The sequence below is a fragment of the Nonomuraea sp. NPDC023979 genome (assembly GCF_040639085.1).
GTDB classification, from domain to species: Bacteria; Actinomycetota; Actinomycetes; order Streptosporangiales; family Streptosporangiaceae; genus Nonomuraea; species Nonomuraea ceibae.
Map to the genome: position 1 here is coordinate 130,404 of NZ_JBEZZG010000008.1, position 12,493 is coordinate 142,896.

Sequence of the window (12,493 nt, forward strand, 5' to 3'; positions counted from 1 at the left end):
TCCGCCTTCCCTGCCGGGAGCACGATCATCAGGGCCGGTGATCGGATCGCAGGAGGTCGTGGGCCTGCTCCAGCACCGACTCCACCGGGATGCCGGCCACCCACGACGGGTCGTGCGGGCAGCGCGGCACGGCCGGGTCGAGCCCGTCGGTCCCGCACACCGGGCAGGCCGGCGTCCACGACACCAGCGGCCGGTGCCGGTCCCGGCTGATCGGCCCCGCGTTGATCAGGTTGCCGCACCAGTAGACGCTGACGGTCGCCGTGCCCACGGCCGCCGCCAGGTGCCGCGGCCCGGTGTCGTTGGCCACCACCAGGTCGCACGCCCGGTAGAGGGCGGCCAGCCCGCCCAGGCCGAGCACGCCCGCGAGCGGCAGGGCGGGCCGCCGCATCGCCGACACCACCCCTGCGACCAGGTCCCGCTCGGCCCGGCTGCCGGTGACCACGACCGGCCGGCCGAGCGCGTCGGCGACGGCCGCGAAGCTCTCGACCGGCCAGCGGCGGCGCGGGTCGTTCGCGCCGGGATGGATCGCGACCAGGCCGGGCGGCGGCTCGCCGAGCACGGCCGCCACCTCGGCGGCGTCGGCCGCGGTGACCTCCACTCTCGGTTCGAGCCGGTCGGCGGTGGCGCCGACCAGCGCCGCCACCTCCAGGAAGCGCAGCGTCTCGTGCTGGTGGCCGCCGTAGTGCACCCACCGGTCCAGCGGCTCGGCGTCCGGCGCGCGCAGCCCCACCGTCAGGCCCGCGCCCAGCTCCCGCACGAACGGGTTGGAGTGCCGCCCGCCGCCGTGGATCTGCACCGCCAGGTCGAACCGCCGCTCCCGCAGCCGGGCGAACAGCTCGGGCGGCGCCCGGTGCCCGGCCTCCATCGTCGACACGCCGGTCACCGGCGGCAGCGCCACCACCTTGGCCACCGGCCCCGGCCTGCCGCGCAGAAACGCCGCGTGCCAGTCCAGCCCGAGCAGCGTGATCTCCGCCCCCGGGTAGCGGCTGCTCAGCGCCTCCAGCGCGGGCAGCGCCAGCAGGAAGTCCCCGACCGCGTTCGCCCGCAGCACCGCGATCCTCACAGCGGCTCCATGACGTGGTGGCGCGCGAATGGGGTCATGGCTGCTCCGGCAGCGAGCGCACCCGTTCGATGATCGCGGTCGTGGACCGGTCGGAGACGTAGTCCAGCACCATGACCTCGCCGCCCATCGCCCGCACCAGTGGCGCCTCCGGCAGCATGGCGGCCGTGTAGTCGCCGCCCTTGACGTACAGGTCGGGCCGGATCATCCGCAGCAGCCGCTCGGGCGTGTCCTCCTCGAAGGAGGTCACGTAGTCGACGTAGCCGAGCGCGGCCAGCACCGACATGCGGTCCTCGCACGAGTTGATCGGCCGGCCCGGGCCCTTCAGCCGCGCCGTGCTGGCGTCGCTGTTGACGGCCACCACGAGCACGTCGCCGAGCTGCGCGGCCCGTTCCAGGTAGGTGACGTGGCCGCGGTGCAGCACGTCGAAGCAGCCGTTGGTGAACACGATCCGATCCCCGCGCCGCCGGTGCTCGTCCAGCCGCTCGGCGAGCCGCTCGGCCTGCCGGTCGGCCGGGCGCAGCAGCTCGTCCTCGCCGCGCAGCGCCTTCAGCAGCTCGTGGCGGGTGCAGGTGGCGGTGCCCGGCCTGCGCACCACCACCCCGGCCGCCGCCTGCGCGGCCCGCGCCGCCTGCTCCGGCTCCGCGCCGCCCGCCAGCCACAGCGCGAACGCCGCGGTGAACGTGTCGCCCGCCCCCGTCGTCATGTGGTCCGGCGCGGGATCGGCGTACGTCCGGTACGGCGGCCGCCCCGGCCGGTGCAGCAGCGTGCCCTCGCCGTCGAGCGTCGTCACCACCATCCGCGCCCCCGACGCCGCCAGCAGCCTCTCGGACCGGTCGGTGAGGAAGCGCACCCGGTCGGCGGTGTCGCCGTCCTCGCCGAGCAGTTGCAGCACCTCGCCGTAGTTGGGCAGCATCGCGGTCGCGCCGCACTCCCGCCACGGCGTGATCACGTGCGCGTCCACGACCAGCACCGGCAGCCCGGTCAGGGCCCGCCGCACCGCCGGCGTGCAGACGCCGCCGCCGTAGTCGCAGGCCACCACCACGTCGGCGCCGCGCAGCGCCCGCTCCAGCTCGGCCAGCACGCGCTCCTCGGCCTCGCCGCCGAGCGGCTCGCGGTCCTCCTCGTCGTAGCGGGCGATGAGCTGCTCGCCGACCATCAGCCGCTGCTTGTGCGGGGTACGGCGGCCCGGCACGGTCACCAGCCGGGCGTCCACGCCCAGCAGTTCGAGCGCCCGGGCGAGCGTGCCCGAGCAGGCGTCGTCCCCGACCGCGCCCACCAGGCGCACCCGTGCTCCGAGCGCCACCAGGTTCGCCGCCGCGTTGCCGGCGCCGCCCGGCGCCTCGTCGGTGGCCTCCACGCTGACCACCGGCACCGGCGCCTCCTGGGCGATCCGCCGCACCGGGCCGCGCAGCCAGGAGTCGAGCATCACGTCGCCGACGACCACGGCCTCGATGTCGCTGTTCATACGCTGCGTCTACCTGGAGAAGCGCTGCCCAAACAGAGACGGTGCCCAACGAAGCTTTGCCGTGACGCTGCCCGTTCCGGCGCACCCTGTTCGCCGTACGGGGGAGAAGACACACCATGACACGGCATTTCGAGATCCGCGGGGAGGTGGGGTGATGGCCCGCTACGCGGTGCTCGTGTACGAGGCCGTCGCCCCCGCCGACCTGCCGCACGACGTCCAGGAGGCGCACCGGGCCCTGCCCGGGCAGGTCACCGGGCTCGGCGGCCGGCTCGTCGCCGGGCTGACCCTGGAGCAGCCCGAGACCGCCACGGCGATGCGCGGCGGCCGGGTGACCGACGGGCCGTTCGCCGAGGCGGAGGAGGCGCTGGCCGGGGTCCTGGTCGTCGAGGCGCGCGACCACGACCACGCGCTGTCGATCGCCGAGCTGGTGCCCGTCGTGCGCGGCGGCGTCGAGGTGCGGCCGCTGCTCGGCGTCACGGTGCCCGACGAGAGCTGACCCGCCCGGACGACGGGACGAGCCTGGTGCAGGGGCGGGTCGGTTGAAGGGGCGGGTCAGGTGAAGGGGCGCGCCATCTGCTCCAGCGTCTCGTCGATGACCTCGTGCAGCGGGCGGGCCTGCTCCTCCTCGATCCACGTGTGCGTGGCGAGCCGGAGCGCGGCGAGGAAGGCGGCGGCCATCACCCGGGGGCTCACGCCGCCGCCGCGGCGCAGCGCGAGGGCCTGGGCCAGCTCCCGGTCGAAGGCCGCGTGGTTGGCGAGCTGCCGGGCCAGCAGCGACGGGTGCTTCATGGCCAGCCGGGTGCGCACCGCCTGCTCGCGCTCCGGGACGCCGATCTCCTCGTAGAGCCGCTGGACGGCGCCGCGCAGCGCGAGCCAGGCGGGCCGGTCGGCGGGCTCGGCGCGCACCCGCTCGACCAGCGCCCGGATGCGCCGCTCGTCGCCGTAGAGGATGGCGTCCTCCTTGCCGGCGAAGTAGTTGGAGAACGTGCGGCGGGAGATGTTGGCCGCGTCGGCGATGGCCTCGACGGTGACGGCGTCGAAGCCGTGCTCGATCGTGAGCCGCAGCGCCGCCTCGTGCACGGCCTGCCGCGTCTCCGCCTTCTTGCGCTCCCGCAGGCCCAGCGTGCTGTCCATGATGCGGACATCTTACCGGCTGGGAATAACTGCCCAGTGCGCAAACTTGCCCAATGCGAATGTAGGGTGTCCTCTGCACGTTTTGATGAGGATTTGGGGGAAAGCGCGTGAGCGCCACCATGGACGCACCACCCGGGCAGATGACCCACCGGCAGATTCTCGAAGCCCTCAGCGGGCTCCTGCTGGTCCTGTTCGTCGCGATGATCAGCGGCACGATCGTGTCCGTCGCGCTGCCGCAGATCATCGGCGCGCTGAACGGCAGCCAGTCGCAGTACACCTGGGTGGTCACCGCCTCCCTGCTGGCCGCCACGGCGTCCACGCCGATCTGGGGCAAGCTGGCCGACCTGTTCGACAAGAAGCTGCTGATCCAGATCTCCATCGTGATCTTCATGGTGAGCTCGCTGGCCTGCGGGTTCGCCCAGAACACCGGGCAGCTCATCGCCTTCCGCGCGGTGCAGGGCCTCGGCATGGGCGCCCTGCAGGTGCTGGTCCAGGTGGTGATCGGGGCCATGATCAGCCCCAAGGAGCGCGGCCGCTACAACGGCTACCTGGGCGGCGTCATGGCCGTGGCCACCGTCGCCGGCCCGCTGCTCGGCGGCCTCATCGCCGACACCTCGTGGCTCGGCTGGCGCTGGTGCTTCTTCGTCGCGGTGCCGTTCACCATCGCCGCGCTCGCCCTGCTGCACAAGACCCTGCACGTCAGCTCGGTCCGCGCGCGGAACGTCAAGATCGACTACGTGGGCGCGACGCTCATCGCCGCCGGCGTCAGCGTCCTGCTCATCTGGATCACCTTCGTCGGCAACTCCTTCGACTGGCTCTCCTGGCAGACCGCGGTCATGGCCGGCGGCGGCCTCGCCGTCCTGGCCCTCGCCACCTGGGTGGAGTCACGGGTGAGCCAGCCCGTCGTGCCGCTGCACGTGGTGCGCCGCCGCACCCCCGCCCTGGCGATCCTGGCCAGCCTCGCGGTCGGCATGGCGATGTTCGGCGGGGCGGTCTTCCTTGGCCAGTACTTCCAGATCGGCCGCGGCTACACGCCCACCGAGTCGGGGTTGCTCACCATCCCGATGATGCTCGGCGTGCTGGTCTCCTCCGCCGTGAGCGGCAACCTGGTGTCGAAGACCGGGCGCGTCAAGCCGTACATCGTCAGCGGGTCGATCGTGCTGACCGCCGGGTTCCTCGTGCTGTCCACGATGGACCACGACACCTCGCTCTGGCTGATCGGCGGTGCGATGGTGCTGGTCGGCGCGGGCGTCGGCATGTCGATGCAGAACCTCGTCCTGGCCATCCAGAACACCGTCCCGCTGCGCGAGCTGGGCGCGGCCAGCGGCGCGATCACGTTCTTCCGCTCGCTCGGCGGCACCATCGGCGTCTCGGTGCTCGGCGCGGTCCTGGCCCAGCAGGTCGCCACCGACATCACCCGGGGCCTGGCCAGGGCGGGCGTCACCGGCCGGGCCGCCGCCGAGTCGGCCGGCTCGCTCAACCTGGAGGCGCTGCGCGAGCCGTTCGCGACCGTCATCCGCACCGCCTACGGCGACGCGACCGGGCACATCTTCCTCATCTCGGCCGGCATCGCCGCCGTCGGCGTCGTGGCCACGCTGTTCCTGCCGAGGATCACGCTGCGCGACAGCGTCGACCTCCAGCCCGCCGAGGGCGAGAAGGCTCCCGCCTGACCTCCGGGGCGCGCGCCGCGAGCCACGAGGCGGCGCAGGTGATCAGTACGATCATCGCGAACGGGACGTATTTCTTCACTGGGTGTCGTCCTCCTCCTCGGTGAGCCGGGCGCGTTGCGGCTCGACGGTGTAGCGGGGGTCGCGGGCCGAGGCCGTCCCCGCCTCGAACACGCCGAACCGGGTGCACACCGAACCGGCCAGCAGCGCGGCCCCGGCCACGACGGCGGCCCGGCGGCTGCGGCGGCCGGCGGTCAGGCCGACCAGCGCCCCGGTGACCGACAGCGCCTGCCCGAGGCGCAGCAGCCGCCCGGCCCGACCCCGCCGCAGCGGCTCGGCGACCGTGCCGAGCCGGTGCTTCATCCCCGCGGCGGCGGCCAGCTCGACGGCGACGCCCGCCACGGCCGCCCGCCGCGCCGGGGCCGCCTCGGCGAGCGGCGCGGCCAGCAGGCCGATCCCCGCCGCCGACGCCGCCGCCGACCCGGCGAACAGGAACGGCATCTCCCGGTAGCCGCCGTGCCACGCGGGCACCGCGGTGTCGGAGATCAGCACCGCCGTGTAGGTCGCCAGCGCCGGTCCCAGCAGCCCGGCCCCCACCGTGGCCCATCTCGCGACCCCCGGCCAGGGCCCGGGCACCAGCGCCGTCGCCGCGGCCAGCCCCGCCTGCGGGCCGTACGCGGTCAGGATCCAGGTGCCGACGCTCATCGGGGAGGTCACCTTGAACACGCGCAGCATGTTGAGGAAGCGCCCCGGCCGCCCCAGGTCGTGGATGAGCGCGTACAGGGAGCCCGTCACCCCGCACAGCGCCGCCGTCTTGCAGGCCCGCGCCAGGCGGGGGCGGCCGGTCAGGTGCGCGGCGGCGGCCAGCGTGGACGAGGCCCCCGCCAGCCCGCCGAGGAACAGGTAACCGCCGATGTCGTGCGCCTGCCAGGTGGGCTCGTTGAGCACCGGCAGCCCGTAGTAGGAGCCGAAGTCCGCCCGGGGCACCATGCGCCGCTCCCGGGGCCGGCCCAGCGACTCCGGCACGGCGTCGCGGCCCGGCGGCAGCGCCGGGTCCCCGTCCAGCCGCACGTCCGTCAGCCCGGTCATGACCGCCCCCTCCACGACAGCGCCACCAGCCCCGCCAGCAGCCCGGCCGCGGCCACGGCGGCGTGCCGCCACATCGACGGCAGGTCCCGCGTCGTCACCACCGGGTCCGGCGGCAGCCCGTACACCTCCGGCTCGTCCAGCAGCAGGAAGAACGCCGCGGTGCCGCCCACCCCGTCGGCGGGGGAGTGGCCGTACAGCCGGGCCGAGCCCACCCCGGCCTCGTGCAGCCGCTCCAGCCGCCGCGACGCCCGCTCGCGCAGCTCGTCGAGGTCGCCGAACTGGATCGAGTCCGTCGGGCACGTCTTCGCGCACGCCGGCTCCATCCCGGCCCCCAGCCGGTCGTAGCACATCGTGCACTTGTGAGCCAGCCCGTCGCCCTCCCGCTTGCCGATCACCCCGTACGGGCACGCCGGGACGCAGTAGCCGCACCCGTTGCACACGTCCTCCTGCACCACGACGGTGCCGAACTCGGTGCGGAACAGCGACCCGGTCGGGCACACGTCCAGGCAGGCCGCCTCGGTGCAGTGCTTGCACACGTCGGAGGCCATCAGCCAGCGGAAGTCGGGGTGCGGCTGCTCGACGAACGCCACGTGCCGCCACGTGCTCGCGCCCAGCCCCTTGGTGTTGTCGTACGACATGCCGGTGAAGCCGAGGACGTCGTCCGGGACGGCGTTCCACTCCTTGCACGCCACTTCGCACGCCTTGCAGCCGATGCACACGCTGGTGTCGGTGAAGAAGCCGACGCGGCCCATGTCACGCCTCCGTTCCGGTGCGCTCGGTGATCCCGGCGCGCAGCCGGTAGTGCTGGACGAGCTCGGGCAGCGCCGGGCCGCGCGGGCGCCGGCCGGGCCGGATGTCCGCCGACAGCGCCTTGACCTCCTGGATGTGCGAGCTCGGGTCGAGCGAGATGGCCGACAGCTCGTTGGCGGCGTCGCCGCGCGCCCGCCCGTTGGGCCCGAAGTGGAACGGCAGCCCGATCTGGTGGATCACCTGCCCGTCGGCGTGCAGCGGCGTCATCCGCTGGGTGACCAGCACCCGGGCCTCGATGGCGTTGCGCGCGGTGACGATCGTCGCCCAGCCGCCGTGCGTGAGTCCGCGCTCGGCGGCCAGCTCGGGCGACACCTCGCAGAACATCTCCGGCTGCAGCTCGGCCAGGTAGGGCGTGCTGCGGCTCATCCCGCCCGCGGTGAAGTGCTCGGTGAGCCGGTAGGTGGTGACCACGTACGGGTAGACGGACGCGCCCGCCTCGCCGCCGCTGGGGTGGTAGCGGTTGTGCACGTGCGGGTACAGCTTGCGCGCCGGGCTGCGCTGCCGCCCGTACAGGGCGTTGGCCACCGGCGAGTCCTGCGGCTCGTAGTGCGTGGGCAGCGGCCCGTCGAGCACCCCGGCGGGCGCGAACAGCCAGCCCTTGCCGTCACCCTGCATGATGAACGGGTCGACGCCCGACAGCGCCTCGATCCCGGCCGCGTCCTCGGGCGGCCGGTAGTCCGGCGCCTTGCCCCGCTCGAAGTCGGGCACGTCGTAGCCCGACCAGGCCGACCCGTCCCACCACACGAGCTTCTTGCGCTCGCTCCACGGGCTGCCGTCGGGCCGCGCCGAGGCCCGGTTGTACAGCAGCCGCCGGTTGGCCGGCCACGCCCACGCCCACTCGGCGGCGATCCAGTCCTGCTCGGCGCCGGGCTTGCGGCGGGCCGCCTGGTTGACGCCGCCGGCGCGGACGCCGCAGTAGATCCAGCACCCGCACGCCGTCGAGCCGTCGCTCCTGAGCTGGTCGTAGCCGGACAGCGGCCGGCCCTCGGCGTCGGTGCCGTTGATCTCAGCCAGCACCGCCTCCGCGTCCGGCTCGGCCGTCGGCCCGCTCACCGGGTAGTCCCAGGTCAGGTCGAGCACGGGCGCGTCCATCGGGTCGGCGGACCCGGCCAGCTTCTCCCGGATGATCCGCCCCAGGTGGTACATGAACCACAGGTCGCTGCGCCGGTCGCCGGCCGGCTCGACGGCCTTGTGGTGCCACTGCAGCAGCCGGTTGGTGTTGGTGAAGCTGCCGTCCTTCTCGGTGTGCGCGGCGGCCGGGAAGAAGAACACCTCGGTGCCGATCTCGGCGGTGGACAGCTCGCCGGTCTCGATCTCCGGCCCGTCCTTCCACCAGGTGGCGCTCTCGATCAGGTTGAAGTCGCGCACCACCAGCCAGTCGAGCTCGGCCATGCCCAGGCGCTGCATGCGGGCGTTGGCCGAGCCGACCGCCGGGTTCTCGCCCAGCAGCAGGTAGCCCTTGCAGGTGCCGTCGAGCTGCGCCATCACCGTGTCGTAGTGGCTGTGGCTGCCGGTCAGCCGGGGCAGGTAGCCGAAGCGGAAGTCGTTGTCGGGCCGCGCCGACGGCCCCCACCACGCCTTGAGCAGGCTCACCAGGTAGGCGGGCATGTGCGCCCAGTAGCCCTTGACCGGCGCGTCGGCGCGCAGGAAGTCCTCCAGCCGCTGGTGGCGGTGCGCGTGCGGCATCGGGATGTAGCCGGGCAGCAGGTTGAACAGCGTCGGGATGTCGCTGGAGCCCTGGATACTGGCGTGCCCGCGCAGCGCCTGGATGCCGCCGCCCGGCCGGCCGATGTTGCCCAGCAGCAGTTGCAGGATGCTCGCCGCCCGGATGAACTGCGAGCCGTCGCTGTGCTGCGTCCACCCGACCGCGTACACGAACGCCGACGTCCGGTCCGGCCCGGAGTTCTCCGTCAGGTGGCGGCAGACCCGCGCGAACAGCTCGGGCGGCACCCCGCACACCCGTTCCACCATCTCCGGCGTGTAACGGGCGAAGTGGCGGCGCAGGATCTGCATCACGCAGCGCGGGTGCCGCAACGTCTCGTCCCGCGTCGGCGTACCGCGCATGCTGGAGCCGCCCGCCCCGTGCATCTCGCTCTGCCCCGCCTGCGGCTGCTCGCGCTCGCCCGCCGCCGAGATCACCGGCATCCCCTCGTACTGCCAGCTCCGGTGGTCGTAGCAGCGCTCCTGCGGGTCGAAGCCGGAGAACAGCCCGTCGAGGTCCTCGGTGTCGCGGTAGTCCTCGCCGACCAGGGTGGCGGCGTTGGTGTACGCGACCACGTACTCGCGGAAGTAACGCTCCTCGGTCAGCACGTGGTTGATCAGCCCGCCCAGGAACGCCACGTCGCTGCCCGCCCGCAGCGGCACGTGCAAGTCGGCCAGCGCGCTCGTGCGGGTGAACCGCGGATCGACGTGGATCACCGTCGCGCCGCGCGCCTTGGCCTCCATCACCCACTGGAAGCCCACCGGGTGCGCCTCGGCGAAGTTCGAGCCCTCGATGACGATGCAGTCGGCGTGCTGCAGGTCCTGCATGAACGTGGTCGCCCCGCCGCGCCCGAACGAGGTGCCGAGGCCGACGACGGTCGAGCTGTGGCACACCCGCGCCTGGTTCTCGATCTGCACCACGCCCAGCGCCGTGAGCAGCTTCTTGATGAGGTAGTTCTCCTCGTTGTCCAGCGTGGCGCCGCCGAGCGAGGCGATGCCCATCGTGCGGGCGGTGCGCGCGCCGTCGCGCTCCCACTCCCACGTCGCGCGGCGGGTGGCGATGATCCGGTCGGCGACCATGTCCATCGCCGTGTCCAGGTCGAGCTCCTGCCAGTCGGCGGCGTGCGGCGGCCGGTGGAGCACCTTGTCCAGGCGGCCGGAGCCGGTGGTGAGCTGCAGGCTGGCCGCGCCCTTCGGGCACAGGCGGCCGCGGCTGACCGGCGAGTCCGGGTCGCCCTCGATCTGCACGACCTTCCCGTCGCGGACGTAGACGTTCTGCGCGCACCCGACGGCGCAGTAGGGGCAGACGGACTTGACCACCCGGTCCGCCGTCGCCGTCCGCGCCTCCAGCCGGTCGGTGCGCGCGGACCTGACCGCCCGCCCCCGCCCGGTGGGGTCCCCGCCCATGAGTTGCCGCAGCAGCGGCCAGCCGTTCATCCGTGTTTCCCCCGAAATCCCCTGGCCGGAGTCCTGCCCTGAGGTCTCCGGCCGGAAACCGGGGCCGCCGTCAGTCGATCTTCTTCCACTGGGCGACGAGCTGGTCGTAGTCGAGCGTCTCGGGCTTGCCGCGCTCGTCGGCGAGCTTCGGCGCGGGCGCGCCCGGCTGGTCCAGCCAGTGCTGCGCGTCACGCTCGGGGTTCAGCTTGGGCGCGCACGCGCCGCCGTAGCCGCGCCGCTCCAGCCGCGACAGGATGTCGTCCTGCTGCCTGGCCAGGTTGTCCATCGACTGCTGCGGCGTCGTCTCCCCGGTGACGGCGGTGGCCACGTTCTGCCACCACAGCTGCGCCAGCCTCGGGTAGTCCGGCACGTTCGTCCCGGTCGGCGTCCACTGCTCACGCGCCGGGCCCCGGTAGAACTCGATCAGGCCGCCGTACTTGTCCGCGTTCCGCTCGAAGTGGTCGCTGCGCAGGTCGGAGTCGCGGATGAAGGTCAGCCCGACGATGGACTTCTTCAGCGACACCGTCTTGGACGTGACGAACTGCGCGTACAGCCAGGCCGCCGCGCGGCGCTCCGCCGGGGTGTTGCGCAGCAGCGTCCACGAGCCCGCGTCCTGGTAGCCGAGCTTGTTGCCCTCCTTCCAGTACGCGCCGTGCGGGCTCGGCGCGATGCGCCACTTCGGCGTGCCGTCGGCGTTGACGACCGGCAGCCCCTGCTTGGTCATGTCGGCGGTGAACGAGGTGTACCAGAAGATCTGCTGGGCGACGTTGCCCTGCGCGGGCACCGGGCCGGCCTCGCTGAAGTTCATCCCGGCCGCCGATCTCGGCGCGAACCGCTTCAGCCAGTCGACGTACTTGGTCAGCGCGTAGACGGCCGCCGGGCCGTTGGTGTCGCCGCCCCGGGTGACCGACGAGCCCACCGGGCGGCAGTTCTCCACCCGGATGCCCCAGTCGTCGACCGGCAGCCCGTTCGGCAGGCCCGGGTCGCCGTTGCCCGCCATCGACAGCCACGAGTCGGTGAACCGCCAGCCGAGCGACGGGTCCTTGCGCCCGTAGTCCATGTGGCCGTACACCTTGACGCCGTCGATCGTGCCGTCGCCGTTGACCTTCGAGGTGAAGAACTCCGCGATGTCCTCGTAGGCCGCCCAGTTGACCGGGACGCCCAGCTCGTAGCCGTAGGCGTCGCGGAACTGCTTCTTGATCGCCGGGTCGGTGAACCAGTCGTAGCGGAACCAGTAGAGGTTGGCGAACTGCTGGTCGGGAAGCTGGTAGAGCTTCTTGTCCGGCCCGGTCGTGAAGCTGATGCCGATGAAGTCGCCGAGGTCGAGCGTCGGCGAGGTGACGGCCTTGCCCTCGCCGGCCATGTAGTCCGACAGCGGGAAGACGTAGTCGCCGCGCGCGTGCGTGCCGATCAGGTCGGAGTCGTTGACGTAGGCGTCGTAGATGTTCTGGTCGCCCTGGATCTGCGTCTGCAGCTTCTCGATCACGTCGCCCTCCTGGATCAGGTCGTGCTTGACCCGGATGCCGGTGATCTCGCCGAACGCCTTGGCCAGGCGCTGCGACTCGTACTGGTGCGTGGTGATCGTCTCGGACACGACGTTGATCTCCATGCCCCGGTACGGCTGGGCCGCCTTCATGAACCAGTCCATCTCGGCCAGCTGCTGGTCGCGCGTCAGCGTGCTCGGCGTGAACTCGGTGGACACCCACCGCTGCGCCGCCGCCTTCGCGTCCGCCTCCCGGAACTCGCCGCCACCGCCTCCCTGCCCCTGCGAGCATCCCGCCGCCACCAGGGCGAGCAGCAGGACGGGTACGGCCGGACCTCGTGCCATGAACGCCATTGCGCCTCCTCGGGTCAGCCCCATCTGCCGATGACCAGCACCACCACGACCGCGAGCGCCAGCGCGAGCCACATGGACAGATCGCTGACCGCGATCCACCCGGCGAGCACCACGGCGGCGCTGACGAGGCCGATGTACAGCCGGTCACCCCGATCGGTCTCGATGCGCAGGAAGCCGCGCCGCGCCACCGGCGGCGAGATCCGCGCCCAGACGGCCATCCCGGCCAGCAGCAGCGCCAGCCCGGCGAACACCAGCGCCGTGGGCGCCGTCCACACCATCCACTCCAGCAC

At 73.0% G+C, this 12,493-nt stretch carries 10 protein-coding genes; 2 read left to right on the top strand and 8 right to left on the bottom strand.

Features of this window, described 5'->3' with window-relative positions; all coding sequences use genetic code 11:
* Window positions 1–28: 28 nt before the first annotated feature.
* A complete protein-coding gene (locus tag AB0G11_RS17345; protein ID WP_357586742.1) occupies window positions 29–1,063 on the bottom strand; it encodes a glycosyltransferase family 9 protein in 1,035 nt (344 codons plus the stop codon).
* A 34-nt stretch (window positions 1,064–1,097) separates the two neighbouring features.
* The gene (gene rfaE2, locus AB0G11_RS17350) at window positions 1,098–2,528 is read right to left on the bottom strand and encodes a D-glycero-beta-D-manno-heptose 1-phosphate adenylyltransferase (RefSeq protein ID WP_219505644.1); all 1,431 of its coding nucleotides are present in this window, start codon (window positions 2,526–2,528) and stop codon (window positions 1,098–1,100) included.
* Window positions 2,529–2,682: 154 nt separating this feature from the next.
* Between rfaE2 and AB0G11_RS17355 the strand changes: the two genes are divergently transcribed.
* On the top strand, window positions 2,683–3,024 hold the full coding sequence (locus tag AB0G11_RS17355) for a YciI family protein (RefSeq protein ID WP_219505643.1): 342 nt from the start codon (window positions 2,683–2,685) through the stop codon (window positions 3,022–3,024).
* A gap of 56 nt (window positions 3,025–3,080) precedes the next feature.
* Here AB0G11_RS17355 and AB0G11_RS17360 read toward each other — a convergent pair whose 3' ends face one another.
* Complete coding sequence (locus tag AB0G11_RS17360; RefSeq protein WP_219505642.1) at window positions 3,081–3,662, bottom strand: TetR family transcriptional regulator; 582 nt, start codon at window positions 3,660–3,662, stop codon at window positions 3,081–3,083.
* Window positions 3,663–3,802: 140 nt separating this feature from the next.
* Between AB0G11_RS17360 and AB0G11_RS17365 the strand changes: the two genes are divergently transcribed.
* A complete protein-coding gene (locus tag AB0G11_RS17365) occupies window positions 3,803–5,332 on the top strand; it encodes an MDR family MFS transporter (protein ID WP_357586870.1) in 1,530 nt (509 codons plus the stop codon).
* A gap of 75 nt (window positions 5,333–5,407) precedes the next feature.
* Here the strand turns inward: AB0G11_RS17365 and nrfD are convergent, their stop codons facing one another.
* The 5 genes from nrfD to AB0G11_RS17390 form a co-directional block, all read right to left on the bottom strand.
* A complete protein-coding gene (nrfD, locus tag AB0G11_RS17370; protein ID WP_357586744.1) occupies window positions 5,408–6,418 on the bottom strand; it encodes an NrfD/PsrC family molybdoenzyme membrane anchor subunit in 1,011 nt (336 codons plus the stop codon).
* Window positions 6,415–7,170: a 4Fe-4S dicluster domain-containing protein gene (locus tag AB0G11_RS17375; protein WP_219505640.1), complete on the bottom strand. Its 756-nt coding sequence runs from the start codon at window positions 7,168–7,170 to the stop codon at window positions 6,415–6,417. The genes nrfD and AB0G11_RS17375 overlap by 4 nt, the downstream gene beginning before the upstream one ends.
* Window position 7,171: 1 nt before the next feature.
* Window positions 7,172–10,366, bottom strand: a complete 3,195-nt coding sequence (gene fdh, locus AB0G11_RS17380) for a formate dehydrogenase (protein ID WP_357586746.1) — start codon at window positions 10,364–10,366, stop codon at window positions 7,172–7,174.
* A 70-nt stretch (window positions 10,367–10,436) separates the two neighbouring features.
* On the bottom strand, window positions 10,437–12,194 hold the full coding sequence (locus tag AB0G11_RS17385; RefSeq protein ID WP_219505638.1) for an ABC transporter substrate-binding protein: 1,758 nt from the start codon (window positions 12,192–12,194) through the stop codon (window positions 10,437–10,439).
* Between the two features lie 23 nt (window positions 12,195–12,217).
* Window positions 12,218–12,493 carry a DUF2160 family membrane protein gene (locus AB0G11_RS17390; RefSeq protein ID WP_219505636.1) on the bottom strand — a complete coding sequence of 92 codons (276 nt, stop codon included), beginning with the start codon at window positions 12,491–12,493 and terminating at the stop codon, window positions 12,218–12,220.